18 protein-coding genes and 2 pseudogenes are annotated in these 20,486 nt (G+C 59.1%); 10 read left to right on the top strand and 10 right to left on the bottom strand.

The window, feature by feature from the left end; genetic code table 11:
* Nucleotides 1–26 precede the first annotated feature (26 nt).
* The gene (locus tag ACNA0J_RS07685) at nucleotides 27–1,283 is read right to left on the bottom strand and encodes a multidrug effflux MFS transporter (protein WP_415818084.1); all 1,257 of its coding nucleotides are present in this window, start codon (nucleotides 1,281–1,283) and stop codon (nucleotides 27–29) included.
* Nucleotides 1,284–1,384: 101 nt separating this feature from the next.
* Here ACNA0J_RS07685 and ACNA0J_RS07680 point away from each other — a divergent pair, with 101 nt between their 5' ends.
* Complete coding sequence (locus ACNA0J_RS07680; RefSeq protein WP_415818081.1) at nucleotides 1,385–2,092, top strand: glutathione S-transferase N-terminal domain-containing protein; 708 nt, start codon at nucleotides 1,385–1,387, stop codon at nucleotides 2,090–2,092.
* Between the two features lie 40 nt (nucleotides 2,093–2,132).
* On the opposite strand, the gene ACNA0J_RS07675 is transcribed toward ACNA0J_RS07680, so the two are convergent.
* Together ACNA0J_RS07675 and ACNA0J_RS07670 are read right to left on the bottom strand one after the other, a co-directional pair.
* On the bottom strand, nucleotides 2,133–2,516 hold the full coding sequence (locus tag ACNA0J_RS07675; RefSeq protein WP_415818078.1) for a YbaN family protein: 384 nt from the start codon (nucleotides 2,514–2,516) through the stop codon (nucleotides 2,133–2,135).
* A 187-nt stretch (nucleotides 2,517–2,703) separates the two neighbouring features.
* A complete protein-coding gene (locus tag ACNA0J_RS07670; RefSeq protein ID WP_415818076.1) occupies nucleotides 2,704–3,822 on the bottom strand; it encodes an NADH:flavin oxidoreductase/NADH oxidase in 1,119 nt (372 codons plus the stop codon).
* Nucleotides 3,823–3,932: 110 nt separating this feature from the next.
* Here ACNA0J_RS07670 and ACNA0J_RS07665 point away from each other — a divergent pair, with 110 nt between their 5' ends.
* Entirely contained in the window at nucleotides 3,933–4,883 is a 951-nt protein-coding gene (locus ACNA0J_RS07665) for a LysR family transcriptional regulator (RefSeq protein ID WP_415818074.1), read from the top strand.
* A 5-nt stretch (nucleotides 4,884–4,888) separates the two neighbouring features.
* Here the strand turns inward: ACNA0J_RS07665 and ACNA0J_RS07660 are convergent, their stop codons facing one another.
* The 3 genes from ACNA0J_RS07660 to ACNA0J_RS07650 all read right to left on the bottom strand — a co-directional run bounded on the left by ACNA0J_RS07660 (nucleotide 4,889) and on the right by ACNA0J_RS07650 (nucleotide 7,275).
* On the bottom strand, nucleotides 4,889–5,416 hold the full coding sequence (locus tag ACNA0J_RS07660) for a helix-turn-helix transcriptional regulator (protein ID WP_415818072.1): 528 nt from the start codon (nucleotides 5,414–5,416) through the stop codon (nucleotides 4,889–4,891).
* 14 nt (nucleotides 5,417–5,430) lie between these two features.
* Nucleotides 5,431–5,688 (bottom strand): hypothetical protein, encoded by a 258-nt coding sequence (locus ACNA0J_RS07655; RefSeq protein ID WP_094820687.1) that lies wholly within the window; start codon nucleotides 5,686–5,688, stop codon nucleotides 5,431–5,433.
* Between the two features lie 186 nt (nucleotides 5,689–5,874).
* Entirely contained in the window at nucleotides 5,875–7,275 is a 1,401-nt protein-coding gene (locus ACNA0J_RS07650; protein ID WP_415818069.1) for an aminotransferase-like domain-containing protein, read from the bottom strand.
* Between the two features lie 206 nt (nucleotides 7,276–7,481).
* On the opposite strand from ACNA0J_RS07650, the pseudogene ACNA0J_RS07645 reads away from it, so the two are divergent.
* From ACNA0J_RS07645 to ACNA0J_RS07630, 4 genes and pseudogenes are all read left to right on the top strand, one after another.
* Nucleotides 7,482–8,335 (top strand): annotated as a pseudogene (locus tag ACNA0J_RS07645) (hydroxymethylglutaryl-CoA reductase, degradative); the annotation flags it as partial.
* 1 nt (nucleotide 8,336) lies between these two features.
* Nucleotides 8,337–8,771, top strand: a pseudogene (locus tag ACNA0J_RS07640) (hydroxymethylglutaryl-CoA reductase, degradative); the annotation flags it as partial.
* A 72-nt stretch (nucleotides 8,772–8,843) separates the two neighbouring features.
* Nucleotides 8,844–9,305 carry a hypothetical protein gene (locus tag ACNA0J_RS07635; RefSeq protein ID WP_415818067.1) on the top strand — a complete coding sequence of 154 codons (462 nt, stop codon included), beginning with the start codon at nucleotides 8,844–8,846 and terminating at the stop codon, nucleotides 9,303–9,305.
* Between the two features lie 15 nt (nucleotides 9,306–9,320).
* Nucleotides 9,321–10,703, top strand: coding sequence for a tripartite tricarboxylate transporter permease (locus ACNA0J_RS07630; RefSeq protein ID WP_094820683.1), 1,383 nt, complete (start codon nucleotides 9,321–9,323; stop codon nucleotides 10,701–10,703).
* Between the two features lie 122 nt (nucleotides 10,704–10,825).
* Here the strand turns inward: ACNA0J_RS07630 and ACNA0J_RS07625 are convergent, their stop codons facing one another.
* The 4 genes from ACNA0J_RS07625 to ACNA0J_RS07610 all read right to left on the bottom strand — a co-directional run bounded on the left by ACNA0J_RS07625 (nucleotide 10,826) and on the right by ACNA0J_RS07610 (nucleotide 15,338).
* Entirely contained in the window at nucleotides 10,826–12,334 is a 1,509-nt protein-coding gene (locus tag ACNA0J_RS07625) for a tripartite tricarboxylate transporter permease (protein ID WP_415818065.1), read from the bottom strand.
* 9 nt (nucleotides 12,335–12,343) lie between these two features.
* Nucleotides 12,344–12,847: a tripartite tricarboxylate transporter TctB family protein gene (locus tag ACNA0J_RS07620; protein WP_415818063.1), complete on the bottom strand. Its 504-nt coding sequence runs from the start codon at nucleotides 12,845–12,847 to the stop codon at nucleotides 12,344–12,346.
* Nucleotides 12,848–12,866: 19 nt separating this feature from the next.
* A complete protein-coding gene (locus tag ACNA0J_RS07615) occupies nucleotides 12,867–13,877 on the bottom strand; it encodes a Bug family tripartite tricarboxylate transporter substrate binding protein (protein ID WP_415818061.1) in 1,011 nt (336 codons plus the stop codon).
* A gap of 69 nt (nucleotides 13,878–13,946) precedes the next feature.
* Nucleotides 13,947–15,338 carry an NAD(P)H-dependent oxidoreductase gene (locus ACNA0J_RS07610; RefSeq protein WP_415818059.1) on the bottom strand — a complete coding sequence of 464 codons (1,392 nt, stop codon included), beginning with the start codon at nucleotides 15,336–15,338 and terminating at the stop codon, nucleotides 13,947–13,949.
* Between the two features lie 161 nt (nucleotides 15,339–15,499).
* Here ACNA0J_RS07610 and ACNA0J_RS07605 point away from each other — a divergent pair, with 161 nt between their 5' ends.
* The 4 genes from ACNA0J_RS07605 to ACNA0J_RS07590 all read left to right on the top strand — a co-directional run bounded on the left by ACNA0J_RS07605 (nucleotide 15,500) and on the right by ACNA0J_RS07590 (nucleotide 20,413).
* Complete coding sequence (locus ACNA0J_RS07605) at nucleotides 15,500–16,264, top strand: GntR family transcriptional regulator (RefSeq protein ID WP_415818057.1); 765 nt, start codon at nucleotides 15,500–15,502, stop codon at nucleotides 16,262–16,264.
* Nucleotides 16,265–16,542: 278 nt separating this feature from the next.
* A complete protein-coding gene (locus ACNA0J_RS07600; RefSeq protein WP_415818055.1) occupies nucleotides 16,543–18,660 on the top strand; it encodes a TonB-dependent receptor domain-containing protein in 2,118 nt (705 codons plus the stop codon).
* 221 nt (nucleotides 18,661–18,881) lie between these two features.
* Nucleotides 18,882–19,415, top strand: coding sequence for a sigma-70 family RNA polymerase sigma factor (locus ACNA0J_RS07595; RefSeq protein ID WP_415818053.1), 534 nt, complete (start codon nucleotides 18,882–18,884; stop codon nucleotides 19,413–19,415).
* An 8-nt stretch (nucleotides 19,416–19,423) separates the two neighbouring features.
* Nucleotides 19,424–20,413, top strand: coding sequence for a FecR domain-containing protein (locus ACNA0J_RS07590; protein WP_415818051.1), 990 nt, complete (start codon nucleotides 19,424–19,426; stop codon nucleotides 20,411–20,413).
* Nucleotides 20,414–20,486: the final 73 nt, after the last annotated feature.

The following is a 20,486-nucleotide window of genomic DNA, read 5'->3' as shown; positions in this document are numbered from 1 at the left end:
AGATCACGTCAGGGGCTGGGCATCGCTCAGCCCCGCGACGAGCGTCCTCGCGACGCCATCCAAAACATGCACTGTCCCGTCAGACCAGCGCCGGCCAGCACCAACGCGGTCGAAAGCGCGGGAGACGAGCCCAGTCCGGCCAACGCCGTACACAGCGCGCCCACCGCCATCTGCAACGCGCCATACAAGCCCGACGCCGAGCCGATCACCAGCGGATTCACGCCGACCGCCAGCGTCAGGGAAATCGGCCCGGCCATGCCGCAGCCGAACGTATAAAAAAACATCACCGCCACGATCGGTGCAACAGTGGCATAGCCCGACAACACCAGCCCTAAGAATGTCACCGCCGATATGGCGCTCAATGCATTACCCGCGACCATCACGCGGTCCATAGGCACTTTGCCAATCAACCGCGACGTCACTACACAGCCCAGCCACACGCCAGAGACCAGCACGGCCAAATACAGGCCGACTTCGCTTGCAGGCCGGTGCAGTTCATTCACGAAAATAAACGGTGCCGATGCGACAAAGGCAAACATCGACGTGGTGGCGCAACCGCCCCCGATCGAATAGCCGATAAACGCCCGAGATGCGAGCAATTGCCGATAATGGCGCATCAACGTTGCCGACGTCACGCGCGCCAGCTTGGCTCCCGTTTCCGGCAACATACGCCAGGCCAATAGGAAATTCACCACGCCCAGCACGCACAGGCTGAACAGCACCGAGCGCCAGCCAGCCCACGTCGCCAATGCTCCCCCCACAATCGGGGCGACACCGGGCGCGACCGTCACCATCAAACTCATCAACGCCAAACGTTTCGCCGCTTCCGCGGGTGCAGCCGTATCACGCACGATGGCACGGCCCAGCACCAGGCCCGCGCAGCCACCCAGGGCCTGAAACAGACGCGCGGCGATCAAGGCATAGACATCAGGCGCCAACGCTGCGGCCAATCCAGCTACGGTATAGATCACCAAGCCCGCCATCAGCACACGGCGGCGCCCATACCGATCGGACAACGGACCATAGATCAGTTGCCCCACCGCCAACCCGATGATGTAGAGACTGACCGTCATCTGCATCGCGCCATTGCCCGCCTGCAGATCGTGACCGGCCATCGCCAGCGCCGGCACAAAAATATGCATCGCCAGCGTACCGCTAAAGGTGAACAGGGCTAATAACCAGAGCGGCACATGCGCCACAGTGGGGACATCAGAGAGATCGGCGGCTGGCGACGGCGAGTGTTCGTCGTGCGTCACGCCACGTGGCAACGTAGTAGAGTCCATCGGCAAATACATGACATATCAATTAATTGTATATCAAAGATATTGGCCCCGCCATTCGGGTACGATTCCAACGCCCACCATCACTACGGAAATCGATCTCCATGGCTGACCTGTCCGCTTTCCCCATTACCCGCAAATGGCCTGCCCGCCACCCGGACCACATTCAGTTGTATTCCTTGCCCACGCCCAATGGCGTCAAGGTATCGATCATGCTCGAGGAAACGGGCCTGCCCTACGAACCGCATCGCGTGGCGTTCGACACGCAGGACCAGCTCTCTCCGGAATTTTTATCGCTGAATCCCAATAACAAGATTCCCGCCATCCTGGATCCCAACGGTCCGGATGGTCAGCCCCTGGCGCTGTTCGAATCCGGCGCGATCCTGGTTTATTTGGCCAGCAAGACCGGACAATTCATCCCCCAGGACACCGCAGGCCGCTTCCAGGCGCTGCAATGGCTGATGTTCCAGATGGGTGGTATCGGCCCGATGTTTGGCCAACTCGGTTTCTTTAACAAGTTCGCTGGCAAGGAATACGAGGACAAGCGTCCGCGCGATCGCTACGTCGCGGAATCACGGCGCCTGCTGCAGGTCCTGGATGGTCACCTGGCCGGTCGCGCCTGGATCCTCGGCGACGAATACAGCATTGCCGATATCGCCACGTTCCCGTGGATACGCAATCTAGTAGGTTTCTACGAAGCCGGCGATCTGGTGGGCTTTGGCGATTTTGCCAATGTACAGCGCGTGCTGGACACTTTCGTTGCGCGCCCCGCCGTTCAACGCGGGTTGACCATTCCTGCAGCGCCGAACTGAACCGCCGCACTCGAACACGCCGAGACAAGGCTAACCATCGCTATGCTCTCGGCGCAGGACGACTGAGCAGCCACACCGCACAGCCCACCATAAAGAGACTGACCACTGCGCCCAGCCACCAAACGGGGTCGACCGTAAGCCAAAACACGGCCAGCCCAACGGCGATGCCTGCCACGGCAAACGCCTTGCCGCGTGCAGAAATAGCCCGCTGCTCTCGCCAGGCGACCAAGGGCGGACCGAACTGGGGATGCTGTAATAAGTAGGCTTCCCAGCGAGGCGAGGCGCGGCCAAAGCACCCCGCCGCCAAAATCACGAAAATCGTGGTGGGCATCACTGGCAGTACTGCGCCAATGACGGCCAGCACGAGCATCAGCATGCCCAACGCCCAATACAAGCGGCGTATCCAGCGATGCCTACCAACCATAAAACTGCGGCCACAATTGCACGCCGCCCTCGGCTGCCACAATCTGGCGCTCAGGCTGCTGTGACGCGGGCGTATTCAGGGAGTGCAGAGGCGTCATGGGTTCTTGATCGGAGAGAAGTAACGTGACCGAAATAAGGTTCGAAACGTCGTCCCCGAGATAATACCAATGACTGGCCCTGCCCCGGCCTCAAGCCGATTTCTTGCCTGCGCCGCGATAGCGCGACAACCAATGAGCATAAGGCGCCGGCAACACCCAGTCCGGATCCTGTACGCCAAGCACTTGGGCCAAATGATACGGGTAGTGCGGATTTGCCAAATGTGCACGCCCTATCATCACCAAGTCCATTTGGTTCTTCTCGACCAGACCTTGTGCAATGAGGGGATCGTCCATGCCCCAACCCGAGGCCACGGGGATTTCGGCCTCACGGCGCACGCGTTCTGCGATCGGGCCCAGAAACGCTGGCGTTTTCCAGGGAATATCGACCTCGGCAATCGTGAACCCGACGCTGACGTTCAACAGATCCAACCCGCCCCTGCGCATTGCACGCGTCAGCGAGATCGACTCAGCTAACGTTTCCTCGTCGCGCCCGTCGTATTCCAGCACCCCGAAACGCGCGGTCAGCGGCAGGTGCTCCGGCCATACAGCGCGCACGGCGTCCAGCGTTTCCAGCAGAAAACGGCTGCGTCCGTCGAAGCTGCCGCCGTACTGATCCGTACGCTGATTGGAATGGCTCGAAAAGAACGACTGCGCCAGATAGCCGTGCGCAAAATGCAGCTCCAGCCACTGGAATCCCGCGTCACGCGCGCGGCGCGCAGCGGCAGCGAAGTCTGCCTTGACCCGCTCGATGTCTGCCAGGCTCATTTCAGTCGGGACCTTGGGCAAGTCACCACCGTACGCCACCGCCGAGGGCGCAATGGTCTGCCAGCCGCCCGGGGCATCATTGGGAATATGATCGTCGCCTTCCCAGGGACGATTGGCGCTGGCCTTGCGGCCGGCATGAGCGATCTGGATACCAGGTACGGCTCCAGCGGCTTTGATACTGGCCGCGATACGTGCCATCCCCTCGGCTTGTGCGTCATTCCACAGGCCTGTACAGGCGGGCGTAATCCGCCCTTCGGGCGACACAGCAGTCGCCTCGACAATCACCAACCCGGCACCGCCACGCGCAATGCTGGGGTAATGCACCTGATGCCAGTCCGTCGTGAATCCGTCCTCGGCGCTGTATTGGCACATGGGCGGTATCGCAATCCGGTTGCGCAGTGTGACGTCCTTGAGTGTGAACGGCGTGAATAATGCAGACGACATCAGATTCTCTTTGAAAAAAATACGGTGACTAGGTAGGGACAGCGCTAGATTACCCTCCGCGCACCAGAATTTGATCTAATGGATCATTATCCCTTCGATAAATTATTGTTATGCTAAATCCGCAATGGCTACGGACCTTTTCCGCGGTAAGCGAGGCCGGTGGCTTTACCCGCGCGGCCATTGAGCTGGGCTTGACCCAGGCTGCCGTCAGCCAACACATCCGGCATCTGGAAACCGCACTCGGTCCATTGTTGATCCGGCGTCCACGTCAGATTGAACTGACGCCTGCAGGCATGGCGCTGCTGGAATACTGCAACGATATTGAACAAGCAGACCGCCGGCTGCAGGCTCGATTGAGCGATGGAGACACAGAGCATGGCGAAATCAGCTTGATCACGCCCGGCAGTATCGGCCTGTCCCTGTATCCCGTATTACTGGACTTGCAACGTGCACGGCCGGGCCTGAGTATTCGCCATCGTTTCGCGCCTGATTGGGAAACTATCGATGCGATATTGCGCAAACAATTCGAACTGGGATTGGTCACGCTGCGCCCGGACGACCCTCGTCTGGCATCGCAAAAATTTGCAGAAGAACCACTGGAACTCATCGTACCCGCCTCGGCACGCGTAGACCGCTGGGAGGATTTGGCAAGCCTGGGGTTCATCGATCATCCTGAGGGTCAAGCCATGGCCACCCGTCTGCTGGCGCGCCGGTTTCCCGGTAATCCAGGAATGCGCAGTCTGTCCATACACGGTTTTAGCAATCAGATTGGCTTGATGTTGGAACCGGTGGCACGCGGCCTCGGATTCACCGTATTGCACCGTCATGCACGCCAGGCGTTCCCCCGCCCAGAGGCTATCCGAGTCGTTGAATGCGGTGCGCCCGTCGTCGATACGTTGTGGCTGATCCATCGCGCAGAATGGCCACTGTCGACTCGCGCGGCCTATATCGTCGATTACTTGAAAAGACACATCGCCTCAGAACGCCCTCAAAATCGCCGACCCGCACCGTCTGGCGCTCGGACCAAGGCGGCGCCCACCAAACGTAGCACGAAACGTTGAGGAAACTAACGGGCGATCAAGGTACGCAAGCCCGTCGCGAGCCGACGCGACACGCGCTGCTGTTGTTTAACGATATTGACCTGCAAGGTCATCTTCGCCACCTCGATCATGGGTTGCGACAAGGCATATCCCCCCCTTGATTGCAGCCACGCCAGCAGATCGGCCAAATGCCACAGCACCGAGCTGCCCTCATGAACGGGAGTCGGAAAAGTCCCCGAATGCGTCAACATCAATTTGCGCATGTTCTGTCGAGACACCCCCACCAGCTCGGCAGCATCGGTCAATCCGACCAGATCCGGAGTAGCCTCGATCAGTTGTGCTGAAGGAATGGCCAGTTGAACATCGGCCAACGCGCTGCGAACGGCAGCCTCGGCACTCTCTGCTTCACGGGTGAATTCCAATGCCAATCGTCCGGGCACACCCATACCGACCAACGCGTCATCACAGCCGGCCTCTCCGAGGCGCTCGACGATGTCGTCCATATTCCGATCGTCACTCGCAAGCTGATATTTCAAGGTAAAAACATATTCCATCAAGATTCCTTAGCTCAAGACAAAAGCATTCTGCGGTGCGTTGAACAGTTTTCTACGACACGGCATAAAGCGTGGGCATGGTTAGCCGGGCTTTTGGGTGTGCTCCATATGCAGGTAATACAGAACTCACCGCAACGACACTCGTCGTCGTTGTAGGGGCAATACATTTTTCCCCACGCGTGACCACCCCCTACAACGATTCGCCAGCCTTGTTGCTCTGCGTATCTGAGTACCTGTTCGATTTCCTTTTTTGGGTGAATCCGACGAACCATCAATGCTCCCACTGTACAAGCACATCAATAAGTTGTCAACTGACAACCTTACAAATAAAAAAGAGTGGCCATCGAGAACCACGCACCGTTTTCAACGGTGCAGTCCCGCTGCACTAGCGCTTGAATCCGTTGGAATAGTGTATGTCTCGCCCAGGCGTATTCACAATGCCATGAGTGATAAATCTGTCAGCCCGTAGCGCCTAGCAATGCCTCCACCGCCTGCTGAAATCGCGGGTCTAGCATGGCTGCAACGTTGCAGCGGGACCAGCGTGAGATGGCGGCCGAGTCCAGGTGAAACACCCGCCCGGGCGCCATCTTGACATTACGCGCCAGCAGGTCCTCCGCCCACTGCAAAGAATCATGAACTCCCGGGAAAGCCACCCACAAATAAAGCGACTGTCCGCTACGGGCAAAGACTTCGCAATCATGTTCGTCCAGCCATTGCTGCGCCGATACGCATGCCGTACTCAGTTTTTGGCGCAACTTGACGAGATGGCGCTCGTAATGTCCTTCGCGCAGCATGATGTCGACCATGCGTTCACAATATTCAGAGCCGCTGACATGAATGAGGGCATTGAGATCCGCGAGATCGCTGGCCAATGCCGTATTGCAGGCAATAAACCCGACCCGTAACGCGGCAGAAAAAGATTTGGAAAAGCTGCCGATATAAATCGTACGTTCGAGTTGATCCAACGTAGATAGGCGCACAGTGGACGGAGGCTTGAAATCGGCAAAAGGATCATCCTCGACGATCAGCAGATTATGGCGCTCGGCCAACTGCAGCACGCGATAAGCCTTGGCCGCACTGATATCAGACCCCGTAGGATTGTGCGCGACAGATTGCGTAAAGAACAACCTGGGCCGCTCGGTCATCAAGATATTTTCCAACGCGGCCAAATCCGGTCCATCTGCCAATCTCGGCACACCGATGACGCGCGCCCCGGCGAGCTTCAGCTTGCCAAACAGCAGGTAATACCCAGGCTCATCCACCAACACCGTGGCGCCCGGCGGAACGAAATAACGAATCACCAGATCCAGCGCTTGATTTGCCCCCTGCGTCAACACCAGTTGACTGGTACTGACCTCCAACCCCAGCACGCCCAGCTTGCGAACCAGGCTGTCGCGCAACGGGGCGTACCCATAACGATGTCCATAGCGAAATAAGGAACTCAATCCCGTACGCACGACCTTTTGGTGATAACGGTCCATACGCATATCCGCTAACCACTCGATCGGCGGAAATCCGTCGCCGACGGCCGTCGTACCGGGATGGGTTTTGAGCTGCTCGCGCATCAGCCATACCGTGTCCATGGCGCGATGCAGCTGCCCGGGTTCGTCCTCGGCCTCCTCGGCTCGGCGGAACTGGGCCGACACGTAAAACCCTGCACCTCGGCGAGGCTCGATCATGCCGCGCGACACCAAGATATCGAACGCGGAGACCACCGTGTTGATCGCATAGCGATGTAATCGCGCCAACTCGCGCAGCGATGGCAGCTTGTCACCGGGTTGATACACCCCGTCCGAGATCTGTTGGCCGATGATATCGGCGAGTTTCTGGGCAATCGTGGCCGAACGTTGCACGCGCATGTCTCGTTGATCCTCTGTTTTTTCCTGACGCCGCAACGCCTTGAATGTTGCATTGCAATGATACTGTTTGTGCAAACTGTACCTTTTATAAATGAGTCACCTTTAATACAGTGCGCTCCATTGTTTTGCATTGTCTACTTTTTGGGCCGCCGGGTTGCGTCAATTGAAAGATGCGGATCGGGGCCTCAACATTCTGGAGTGCTGTCGTGGTTGCCGATTCCCGCTTGCCCAATTTCCGTGCCCTCAATCCTGCCCAACGCTGGGATTTTCTTGCCAACGCGTGCGGGTTGACGGACGAAGATCGCGCGTTGCTCACACAGCCGGGCGCCTTGCCCGTCAATATTGCCGACGGCATGATTGAAAACGTGTTCGGCACCTTTGAATTGCCCATGGGGATCGCCAGCAATTTCCAGATCAATGGCCGGGACGTCCTGATTCCCATGGCGGTCGAAGAGCCCTCGATCGTCGCGGCCGCCTCGTACATGGCCAAACTGGCTCGGGAAGACGGCGGTTTTCAGACATCCAGTACGCTGCCGCTCATGCGCGCCCAAGTGCAGGTCCTGGGCATCTCCGATCCCTACGGCGCACGCATCGCGCTGCTGCAGGCGCGTGACCAGATCATCGAGCGTGCAAACAGCCGCGACAAAGTGCTCATCGGACTGGGCGGCGGCTGCAAGGACATCGAAGTCCACGTGTTCCCCGAATCGCCGCGTGGGCCCATGATTGTCATGCACTTGATCGTCGATGTGCGCGACGCCATGGGGGCCAATACGGTCAACACCATGGCAGAATCGGTCGCACCGTTGGTCGAGGAACTCACGGGCGGCTCAGTGCGCCTGCGCATTCTCTCGAATCTGGCTGACTTGCGTCTGGCCCGCGCCCGTGTCCGCCTGACTCCGCAGACGCTGGCCACCAAAGAACGCAGCGGCGAGGCCATCATCGAAGGCGTGTTGGACGCCTATACTTTCGCCGCCATCGATCCGTACCGTGCTGCAACGCACAACAAGGGCATCATGAACGGTATCGATCCCATCATCGTTGCCACCGGCAACGATTGGCGNGNCGTCGAAGCCGGCGCGCATGTCTACGCCAGCCGCCAAGGCGGCTACACCTCGCTGACTCGCTGGGAAAAGGACAACAGCGGCGCGTTGGTCGGCACGATCGAATTGCCCATGCCTGTCGGCCTGGTCGGCGGCGCCACCAAAACGCATCCCCTCGCCCGTCTGGCGCTCAAGATCATGCAAGTTAAATCCGCGCAAGACCTAGGCGAAATCTGCGCAGCCGTCGGATTGGCGCAAAACCTGGGGGCACTGCGAGCGCTGGCCACCGAGGGTATCCAGCGCGGCCACATGGCGCTGCACGCGCGCAATATCGCGCTGGTGGCGGGTGCGGTCGGCGACGAGGTCGACGCGGTTGCCAAACGCCTGGCAGCCGAACACGACGTACGCACTGACCGTGCGCTTGAGGTCCTGCAAGAACTGCGCGCCAAAGGCTAAGCACCCTCGCATCAAAAACGAAAAAAGAGCCGCCTGCGTAACGGCTCACCTGACACTCACGGAGACTTATCCATGACATCCGAGCATCGAGGCCCTCATCCTGCGCCGCAAGGCCGGTTCGCCGAGGTTTGGGGCGACACGGTAGACCTGAAGCACTTAGCCTGGGCGATAGGCATCGGCATTGGTATCAGCATCTTTGGCTTTTACGTCGCCAGCCACTGGCTGACATCGGTCGTCGAGTCCAAGCAACTGGCCCATGCCTACGCGATGTTGGCAGGCCTGGCGGGGTGCATCATCGCCGGCGTGATTTGCGCAAAGGCGTTTCCGCCAAAACGCGAGGTCACGGAAACGGAAATTTCCGTCGACCCGCAATGGCGGCAAGAGGTCCTGGACGAACTCGCCATGACGTCCGGCGGCATGGGCTCGATCGCCGACCTGCCGCCCACGGTCACCAAAGAGTTGAAAGAACTCAAACTCTACGACCTGTTTGCCGACACCGAGTCCTCGGCACGCAACGTCCCTGCCAGCCGCTGAACAAGGAATCACTTCATGGATCCTCATCTGATCGAACAGATTGCGGTCGCGGCGGGCATGGGCCTGATCGGCGCCGTGGTCTTTGCAGCCATCGGCCTGGTGTCTGGCACCGATGAAACAACGACGCTCGCTCCACTGACATTGCTGACGGTGTTGTTGGGCGTACCGCCCGCCGGCGTGTTTACTTTCTTCTTGGCCGGCGCCGTCGCCAAACACATGACACACGCGGTACCTACGGCCTTGCTGGGCATCCCCGGTGACACCATGGCCATGCCGCTCCTGCAGGACGCGAACCTGCTGCGCAAGCTGGGCGTGCCGCATATCGCCCTGCGCAAAATGGTTTCTGGCGCCATCATCGCGGCCTTTGTCGCGGTGCCCCTGGCTGTGCTGTTTGCCGTCATGCTGGCGCCGTTTGGCGCGTTCATCACTAAAACAGCGCCCTGGATTTTCCTGGCCGCCGCGATATTGATCGCCTATTTTTCCGCAGGCCGCTGGGCATCCGTCGCGCTGTTGGTGCCCTTTGTCGTGGTGATTCTGGCGTTGCAAAGTCTGACTGCGAAATATGACGTCAAACTCAGCATCAGTTATTTCCTTGGGATTGCCATCGGGCCGTTGATTGCGGACTTGTTCACGGTGCTGTCGCCTGCGGGCCGCCAACGGATGTCACGCGACAATGTGCGCAAATTCAATCTGGCTCCCGACGTCAAAGGCTGGTCGGGATACTTCCCCAACCCGTTCAAGGTGCTCGATCGCAGCCAGACACGATGGACGCTGAGCACGGCACTGGTATCCAGCGCGACCTTTGTATTCAGTCCTGTAGCCATGACGGTCGTTCTGGGCGAAATCGTCGGCTCGCGGATCAAACATGCTTATCATCGGTTGACCACCGTATTGAGCGCGCGCAATGGCGTCACCGAAGCCACTTACATTGCCGAGGCCTTGATCCCGCTGATCGCATTTGGTCTGCCGCTAAGTCCCGTCGCCGCAGGTCCCGCCGCACCGCTGTTCAATGCCCCACCCCGCTTTACCGTGGATTCCGCAACAGGTCAGACGCACAATCTGCACAACCTGATGAACCATTGGGAATTCCTGGGTTACGGCATGCTGGCCGTGATTCTGGCGGCGGTCGTGTCCTATCCGTTCGCGATGAATTATGCGCGCCGCGCAGCCTTGTTCGTCTCGCGCAAAGTCAGCCACGAGGCCATCATTGCCACCTTTGTCGGCCTGATCATTGTCATCAGCGTGTGGGAAGGCCAACTGCTCGGCTTGCTGGTCATTCTGACCATGGGCTTGATGGGTGGCCTGCTGTCACGTATTTTCGGCTTTAACACCGGCGTGCAGTTCATGGGGTATTACACCGCCGTATTGAGTGTGCCCGCGTTGGTCAAGCTGCTGTAAAGCCCAGCGGCTCGCGCTGCGAATGCGCGTGCTCCGACTTCACCATCCGCACATGGCAAAAGCCCCAGCTCATCTGATGAACTGGGGCTTTATTCTTTCACCGGTCGTTAGCGATTCAGATACTACTGTTCGGCAATCGCTTGTTTACTGCGGCCCGTAAACAAGCGCCCGACCAAGCCCCAGACCAACAACAGCAGCGCTGCCGTCATGATGGTGCCGACCAGGCCATTCTCAAAGAACACCCCCATAGAGCCATCTGCCAACAACATACTTTGACGGAAAGCGTCCTCGGTCTTGTCGCCCAGCACCATGGCCAGAATCAATGGCGCAATCGGATAGTCCAGCTTTTTAAAGACATAGCCGACCACCCCGAACACCAGCGCGATGTACACGTCCGACATCTTGCCGCTGATCGTGTAGGCGCCGATCAAGCAGATGACGATAATCAACGGCCCAATCACGGCAAACGGTGCACGCAGGATCGACGAAAACAGCGGAATCGTCGCCAGCACCAACACCACGGCCACAATATTGGCCACGTACATCGAGGAAATCAGGCCCCAGACAAAATCAGGCTGTTCGATAAACAACATCGGACCCGGCTGCAAACCCCAGATCATCAGCCCGCCCATCATCACCGCAGCGGTGGCCGAGCCGGGCACGCCCAGCGCCAACATGGGGAGCAACGCCGACACGCCCGCCGAGTGATCGGCCGCCTCCGGAGCCACGACCCCGTCCGGCTCGCCCTTGCCAAAGTTATTGCGATACTTGGAAAAACGTTTGGCCAAGCCATACGACATGAACGATGCCGCCGTTGGGCCACCGGGTGTGATTCCCATCCAGCATCCCACGATCGTGGAGCGAATGAGAGTTACGCCATGCTTGGGCATTTTCTTGATGGCCTGCCACACTACGCCCCAACTCATGCGCGCCCGCAGGCCATTGAATTTGAGGCCTTCTTCGATCGTGACCAGCAACTCGCCAATGCCGAACAAACCCACCACAGCCGCCAGGAACGAGATGCCGCTGACCAGCGTGTTGGAACCATAAGTCAGGCGCATTTCGCCCGACACGGTGTCCATGCCCACGGTGGCCAGAATCAAACCGATCAACAGCGAGGCCAGGGTTTTCAGCGGGGAACCGCCACTCACCAAGTAGCTGCAGAATGTCAACAGATACACAGCGAAAAACTCTGGCGGACCGAATTTCAGCGCAAAATCTGCGATCGCATTGGCAATCAGGGTAACGACAATCACCCCCGCCATGGCACCGAAGCCCGCTGCAATGAACGCGGTAGCCAGGGCCTCTGGCGCCAGCCCCTTGCGCGCCATCGGATGACCGTCGAAGGTCGTCGCCACCGACGATGGCTCGCCCGGAATGTTAAAGAGAATAGAAGTTGTCGACCCGCCGAAAAGCGCGCCCCAGTACATGGAAGACAACAAAATGATGGCCGCCACCGGCTCCATCGTGAACGTCAAAGGCAATAGCAGCGTCACGCCGTTCGGCGCACCCAGGCCGGGCAGCACGCCGACCAGAATGCCCAGCAGCACGCCCGCCGCCATTAACCCAATGTGGTACAGACTCAGCGCAGTGTCAAAGCCTGACGCGAGATAGCTCAGTTGATCTAGCATGGCAAATCTCTAGGCGGCAATGCGCCAGGTATCAATCCAGTCTTCCAGTGGCCCGCGCGCCAGCGGCACGTTGAACCACAGTTCGAATACGGCGTACAGCACGAGAACGGCGCCTACACCGACCAGCAGCGAACGCCCCCAGCCAAAACCGCCATGTGCCCGGCACATGTAGACCAGAAAGACGGCCGACGCCACGTAGAAACCCAGAAATGGGGCAGCAACCGCCAGCACCACCGTGGGAATAAATAGCGACATGACGCGTCGCAACTGCTCGCCAGTGACGAATACTTCCTGCACAGGTTTGCGCACGGCCTGGACCAGCAGCAATACGCTGACGATCAATAGCAACACGCTCAACCGCAGGGGGAAATAACCCGCCTCCGGCCCAGTGCTGCTCCAACCGGAATTCAGTTGCAGACTGCCGTAGATGACCACTGCGGAAAACGCGGCCAGAAGACCAGCCATGGTGACCTCCATGGCTTGGCGTTGAATCGATATAGACTTGCCATTCATGCTGAGTCACCCGCGGGGTTCAGTCTTTGACCAACCAGCCGTCTTTTTCGAACTGGGCTTTGTTTTTGTTGCCGTCGGCGACGATGTAGTCCTTCAACGCCTGCCCCGTCAGGAACATCTCGGTCTGCAATCCGCGTTCGATCCATGCCTTGAATTCGGGCTGTTCACGAACTTTGTCCATGACGTCCTCGTAGTACTTGACCTGCTCCGGGGTCAAGCCGCCTGCTGCCCAGACCGTACGCGGCATATTGAACGTCTCGATCGCAATACCCGACTCATGGCAGGTCGGCACATCGGCAAAGCCCTTGTCGCCATGCACTTTGCCTGCAATGGTCATGCGCTCTTTGGTGAACACACACAGCGGTTGCACTTTGCCGGCACGCCAGTGCGACACGTTCTCCGACGGATTGTTCAGGTTGGCATCAACGTGGCCGCCCGACAATTGCGCGGCGACTTCACCGCCGGACTTGAACGGCACGTACGTAACCTTGACGTCAGTCGTCATTTCGATCTGACGGGTCAAGATGTGATCCGTGTCCTTGGACTGTGCACCGCCCACCTTGATCGAACCCGGCTTGGCGCGCGCGGCGTCCAACAGGCTCTTGACGTCCTGATAGGGGCCGTCGGCGTTTGACCACAGCAGGAACTCGTCGGCCGCCATGATGGCGATCGGCGTCATGTTTTCAATTTGATAACCCACCTTGGTGATCATCGGCATCAGATAAGCCAGATTGGTCGAGAACACCAGGCGAGTGGGATCGCCTTCAGACGACTGCAAATAGACTAAAGCTTCCGAGCCGGCACCGCCGCCTTTATTCGTGACGATGATAGGCACGGGCATCAGCTTGTGCTTTTGCACCACCGCCTGCACCACGCGAGCAAACTGATCCGTACCGCCACCGGGCCCTGCTGTCACGACGAACTCTACGGGACGCGTGGGTTTCCAGTCGGCCGCTATGGCCGGCAGGGTGACAGCAAAGGCGCCGATCGAGGCGGCAGCCAAAGAAGCAAAACGAAATGCGCTACGCATGTTGTCTCCTGTATAGCGATTTATTAATGAAAACAAAGTCTTGTCGTACTGCTTGCGGCGTGCAGCGGCTTAGGCGGCCGCAAAAAACGCCGCATCCTGCTGTTGCCTCAACTGCAGCAGCTCCGACGCCGGATCGATCTCAATATCGTCAAAGCAGATCAATTGCCCGGCAGCCACATCGCGGACGAGCTTGCGATTGCCAACGAGATAGAACGGAGCAGGCACGCCCGCAGCCAGCGGAGCCGCGGACACCAACTCGGCCGTGGTGCCGTCGATCGTGTGATGATGGCCGCCCATGGTCAAGACCGTGCCGGCAGCCAGCGCTCGCGTACTGCGAGCTACCAGATCCAAGCGGGGTTCAGGCGCCTGAGCGCCGCTCGACAGCCCGTAAACGGCTGCATCCAACACACTGCTGAAAGCCTCCAGACCCAGCAAATGACGGGGAATGTACATCATGGCGCGCTGCTGATCGCGGCTCATGACATGCCCCTTGCCCAACAGCAGGTCCCAGGTTGGCTTGTCATCGCAGCGAATCACGACGAACACGCCGCCGGCAAAACTCAGCTCGTCAGACTTGCGCAGGCAGTGAAATACATCAACCACGCCATTGGCTCGGAACAATCCGCCCTCGGCCGCTGTGGCGAACAAATCGGGGACTTCGCTCGGACGCGCAATAGGTGCATGGAAAGCCGCAGTATCCACGCCCAGGCCTGTGCTGTTTGCCACGACCTGCAGTTCACACAAATCGGGCACGGCCCGCTGCGGCAATGCCGAGCAAATAGCGGCGCGCGCTTGAACGCACTCAACTGCCTTGCCTCCAGGCATCACCCAGTGATCGCCAAAGCCAGGCACATCGACGGACACACCATTGCTGTCCATGCGGCTCGCCTCGGCGTTGAAAACGAAGTCGTATTCGCTGGATTTGCCCGCGGACAGGACTTCAAAGCCCATCGCCTGCGCCCAGGTCACCAAGCCGATCAACAAGGACGGCTGGTCACCATCGACCGGCGTCACGACACGGCCTTTGGCACGCGCCAAGCGCGACAGCCCCGGGCCAACCACGCTATCGACCTCTTTCGAGGCCAACGCCACATGCAGACCCGCCTCGATCGCCAGACGCGCATGACGGGCACCCGCTTCGGGGTGACCGGTAGCCTCCACCATGACCTGCAACGGCAAACCGACAACGGCAGCGGCATCGCTCGCGGCAATGAACAGGCCCTGCTCCCAGGCTTTCACGGCTTGCTCCGCCGTGTCACACTGCGCGATCTGAGCAGCGTCGACACCGATCGAAAGCCAGGCGTCTGCCGCGATGGCCGACGTCAGGTCGACGGCGACACGGGCGCTGATCGTCGGCACACGCCGTGATTGCGCGAGGAAACTCCGTCCGAAGCCACCGCTTCCGATAACGCAAACTTCGATAGGCTGAGTGACGCCGTGATAACGATGCAGATAGTCCATGGAGTGAAATAAGCACGCTTAAGCGACAATGCGCTTCTAAGGAAACGCGAATTACATGCACTTTTGCATGTAATCTTGGCATTTCAGTTGAATGACAGGCCGAATATTAGGCTAAAAATTGATTGATTGCATGCACTTTGCACAAAAGTACTGATTACGAGATGAAACCAGATACTGAACCCCTGGCCCCGGCCAAACCCTCCAGCCGGGATGGAATGCGCACCGACCAGGTCGCCGCACAGCTGCGCAAGCTGATCGTGTCAGGCACCCTATCCCCCGGACAACGCCTGTCCGAACGCGTCATGTCGGAGCAATTCGAGGGGATTTCCCGCACCCCGTTGCGCGAGGCATTCAAGATCCTCGCGGCCGAGGGTCTGCTGACCCTGGAGCCCAATCGCGGCGCGGTGGTCACCGCCCTGTCCCTGCTCGAAGTCGAAGCCGCGATAGAGGTATTGAGCGGGCTCGAAGCCCTGGCCGCCGAACCCGCCTGTGAATTGATCACCGACAGCGAGGTCGCAGAAATAGAGGCGTTGCATATGCAAATGGTGGCGGCCCACGATGCGGGCGACCTGATGTCCTACTTCCAGATCAACCAAGCCATCCATCAACGCATGGTCGATGCCGCCCGCAACCCCGTGCTCTCACGCATCTATACCGCAGAATGCGCGCGTATACGCCGCTATCGTTACGCAGGTAATCAACAACCTGCGCGTTGGCACCAAGCCGTGCGCGAACATGGCGAGATGCTCAACGCGCTGCGTGATCGTGCGGGACCGGTCTTGCGCGAAATGCTCCGCAGGCATCACAAAGCAGGCTGGGTAGTATCACGCGGCGTACTGGAAGAAAGCCTGCCAGCCGCCGACATCTCAACTGCCCGCCCCCGACCGCAACGCCGTAACCCAACAGCGTCAAAGCGAAGTAAGTAGCAACGTTGGATGGCGCCGGAGCCATCCAACGCACACACAATAACTAGACCCGTTGTATGGTTTTCCCCTAAAGGAGTTTGATGCAAAGGCACAATTTGAAGCTTGGCAAGTCTTATGTATCGCCTGACTCGCTGTAGAGTTGCTGTTCGACTCTATCCTTCACGCATCCCGTTCATCCTGAAAAATACCGGGCACGTCTCTTGCGCATGCTCGCCTTTTTGGACATACGGCCGTGTCATATCTGGGCTGCAGTGCCTGGCGTCATCACGCATCCACACATGCCTCATTCACCATCAGCGCACCGATTCTCATGGTTTGGATTAGCCTGCCACAGTACATTGTGGTTCAGCGCTTCGGCCGCGTTGGCACAAACGCCTACGCTCGAGCCGGTCATCACGACCAGTACCCGCTATGACACCAATGTGCTGGACACGCCTGCCTCGGTCAACATTGTCGACGGCGTTCAATTGCGCGCAGACAATCTACAGATCAATCTATCCGACAGCATGGGCAGCGTCCCTGGATTGCAGATTCAGAATCGGCAGAATTACGCCCAGGACCTGCAGCTCTCGATACGTGGCTTTGGCGCCCGCTCGACCTTTGGCGTACGAGGGATAAAGATCTTTGTCGACGGAATCCCGGCCACCATGCCGGATGGCCAGGGCCAGACGTCCAACATTGATATCGCATCGGCGGATCACGTCGAAGTCCTGCGAGGCCCATTTTCCGCGCTCTATGGCAATGCGTCCGGTGGTGTGCTGCTGGTCGAGACCGAAACGGGTAAAGCCCCTCCCGCCCTACAAGCCAACTTCGGCGCTGGCAGCTACGGCACATATCACTATGGCGCCAAGGCTAGCGGCGCAACGGGCCAGTTCGACTACGTGGTCAGCGCCAACCGCTTTACCACCGACGGCTATCGCGATCACAGCAGCGCACGCAAGAACCTGGGCAATGCCAAGCTGGGTATCCAACTCGATGACGACAGCCGTCTGACGGTCGTGGCCAACAGTGTCGACCTGACGGCTCAGGATCCCTTGGGCTTGACTCGCGAGCAATACGAATCCGATCCGCGGCAGGCTGCACCGCAAGCCGACCAATACAACACCCGCAAAACCGTCCAGCAAACCCAGGGCGGCCTGGTGTACGAACGGCAAATGGACGCGGACAACGAATTGCGCGCGATGGTGTATTACGGCCAGCGCCACACCGTGCAATATCAATCCATTCCGGCCATCATCCAAGCCAATCCCCAACAATCCGGCGGTGTCATTGATCTGCGGCGCGAATATGCCGGGGCCGATCTGCGCTGGACCTCGCATCTGAGCCTGGCGGGCCGGCCCTTTACCCTGATTGGCGGCGTGTCGTACGACACCTTGAGCGAACGGCGCAAAGGCTATGAAAATTTTCTAGGCAGCGCCAGCGCCCCGACTGAGCTCGGCGTCAAAGGCGCACTGCGTCGCAACGAAACCAACGACGTCGACAGCCTGGATCCTTATCTGCAGGCCTCGTGGCAATTCGCACCGGACTGGACCCTGGATGCCGGACTTCGTTACAGCACGATCGACTTTGACTCCGACGACCATTACGTAAACGCAGCCAACGGCGACGACAGCGGCTCGACGCGTTATCGCAAGGCGCTGCCCATGGCGGCGCTGCGTTACCAGTTCACGCCGAAAACCATGGCCTATATTTCCTATGGCCGCGGCTTTGAGACCCCGACAACCAACGAACTATCCTATCGCCCTGATGGCGAATCGGGCCTGAACCTGGGCTTGCAGCCCGCGTTGAGCAATAACTACGAAGCAGGAATAAAGACCGAACTCGGCAACGGCATCCTATCCCTGGCAGCTTTTCACATCGACACCCGCGACGAGATCGTTTCAGCAGGCAGCCTGAATGGACGGACCTCGTATCGCAACGCCGGGCGGACGCGCCGCGATGGCGCAGAACTGGGTTGGAGCGGCACCATCGACTCAAACTGGCGCGCTGATCTAGCCTACACCTGGATCAACGCGCGTTACCGCGATAGCGTCGATGACTCGGATATTCGCGCTGGCAACAAGATCCCCGGCATCGCCAGCCAAATGCTGTACGGAGCCCTTGCCTGGGCCCCCGCAGAAGGCTGGCGCGCCGGCATCGAAGGCCGCTACCTCAGCAAGATCTATGTGAATGACGCCAATAGCGACACGGCCCCCGGCTATTTCGTAGCCTCGGTCTCTACTGGCTATCTCTGGCGCCAAGGCCCTTGGGAATGGAACGCCTATGCTCGCGTAGACAACCTGTTCGACCGCGATTACGTAGGTTCAGTCATCGTCAATGATGGTAATGACCGCTACTTTGAACCCGCCCCAGGTCGCAACTGGAGCGCAGGATTGAGCGTCAGCTATCAGTTCTGACGCGGCGCCCGGCCGCAACACGCCCTTCAACTTTTTGGGTCTGCCGACGCACCAATGCAGTGCACACTCGGCAATTTCCTCTCACGTCGCTGCCGCCGTCCAGAGCACGGCGCAGTCGGCGTGCTGCATGGCTCGGCACAGAGCGACCACCTGCGCCATGAACCTCTATATAATCACTAATAAGACACGTTCTCATTACAAAACTTAACCGCGCATGCCCGATGCCCTTGCCTGCCGTCCCTGCACGATCGTTGCCCCCATCAGCCACTGAATGCGTCGGCACGCTTTATCAAAGCCACCATACGTGGTTGAACAGTTGGCTGCGCCGCAAATTGGGCGATCAACATGATGCGGCCGATGTCGCGCACGACACGTTCGTGCGCGTATTGCAATCGCGCCTGGCTGACCGCATACAAGAGCCACGCAGCTACCTGACCACGATTGCGCGTGGCTTGGTCGTGGACCTGTGGCGGCGGCGTGCGTTGGAACAAGCCTATCTGCAGGTTCTGCAGACATTACCGGTCGAACACCAGCCGTCGCTTGAAGCACAAGCATTGATCCAGGAACAACTCGTCCAGCTCGACCGCATGCTCAACGGCCTGGGAGCCAAAGTAAAACAAGCTTTTTTGTTATCAGTCATCGAGGGCGCCACGTATCCCGCCATCGCGCAGCGCCTGGGCATCTCGGAACGGACCGTCAGTCACTATATGGCCCGGGCCATGGAACGTTGCTGCCTGGTGATGGATTTGGATTGAGCACGATCATGACCGTCTCACTTTCCTCCACTGCCGAACAACGTACTGCCATAAAAGAAGCGGCTCGCTGGTTTGCCCGCCTGCAAGCGTCGCAGGCGGATGAGGCCGCACGTGCGGCCTGGTCGGCCTGGATGGCGCGTCATCCCGAGAATCGCAACGCCTGGTCAAAAGTACAAGCAGTGCAGCAACAGTTCGCCGCGGTACCCGGCCATGTCGCGTTGCCGACCCTGCAGAATGTCGATCACGGACGGCGCCGGCTGCTGAGTTGGGCCGCAGCCGGCGGTGCGCTGTTGCCGCTGGGATTCTGGATGAGTGACGATGCTCACCGCGCCAGATGGACGGCTGATTTTCGTACTGCTATCGGCGAGGTTGCTCCCCTGCCCCTCACTGATGGCACTGTGGCCATCCTGGATACCAACAGTGCGGCAGATGTAGATTTCACTGCCGATGTCCGTCGTATTGTCTTGCGCGCCGGCCGTCTCTACACCAATACCCATGCCGACAACGCCGCCCGATCACGGCCCTTTATTGTGCAGACCCGCCATGGCACAGTCGAAGCGTTAGGCACCGAATTCATGGTCCGCGTCACCGATACGCACAGCAAGGTCTGGGTCAACGAACATGCTGTGCGCGTTAGCCCGAGAGGTGCGCCGGACGCCCCGATGATCATCCGGGCGGGTCATCGCGCGACATTCGAGGACCGCGACCTGGAGGCCGGGCCTGTCGAGAAGCATGATGCGCTGGCCGCCAGCAATTTTGCGCCTTGGCGCAATGGCTCGCTGGTGGCTACCAACATGCGCCTGCCGCGATTTGTCGAGCGATTCCAGGCTTACCAGCGCGGTTATCTGTTCTTGGATGACAGTCTGGCAAACGTGGAAGTCTCTGGCGTATTTCCCCTGTTTAAACCGGAATTGGCGCTAGCCGCTCTGGAAAACAGCTATCCCGTGCAGGTACGGCGGCTGACACGTTATCTCACCTGGATCGAACCGCGGGCCTGAGGGGGCTCGCCGCACAAATCACATTTCGAACCTCGTGAAGTCATCGGGCCAGCGCCGCTGGTTTCAACCAGAA

This window comes from Bordetella tumbae (genome assembly GCF_965139195.1).
GTDB lineage: Bacteria > Pseudomonadota > Gammaproteobacteria > Burkholderiales > Burkholderiaceae_B > Bordetella_A > Bordetella_A tumbae.
This window is presented reverse-complemented; position numbering and strand designations above follow the sequence as displayed.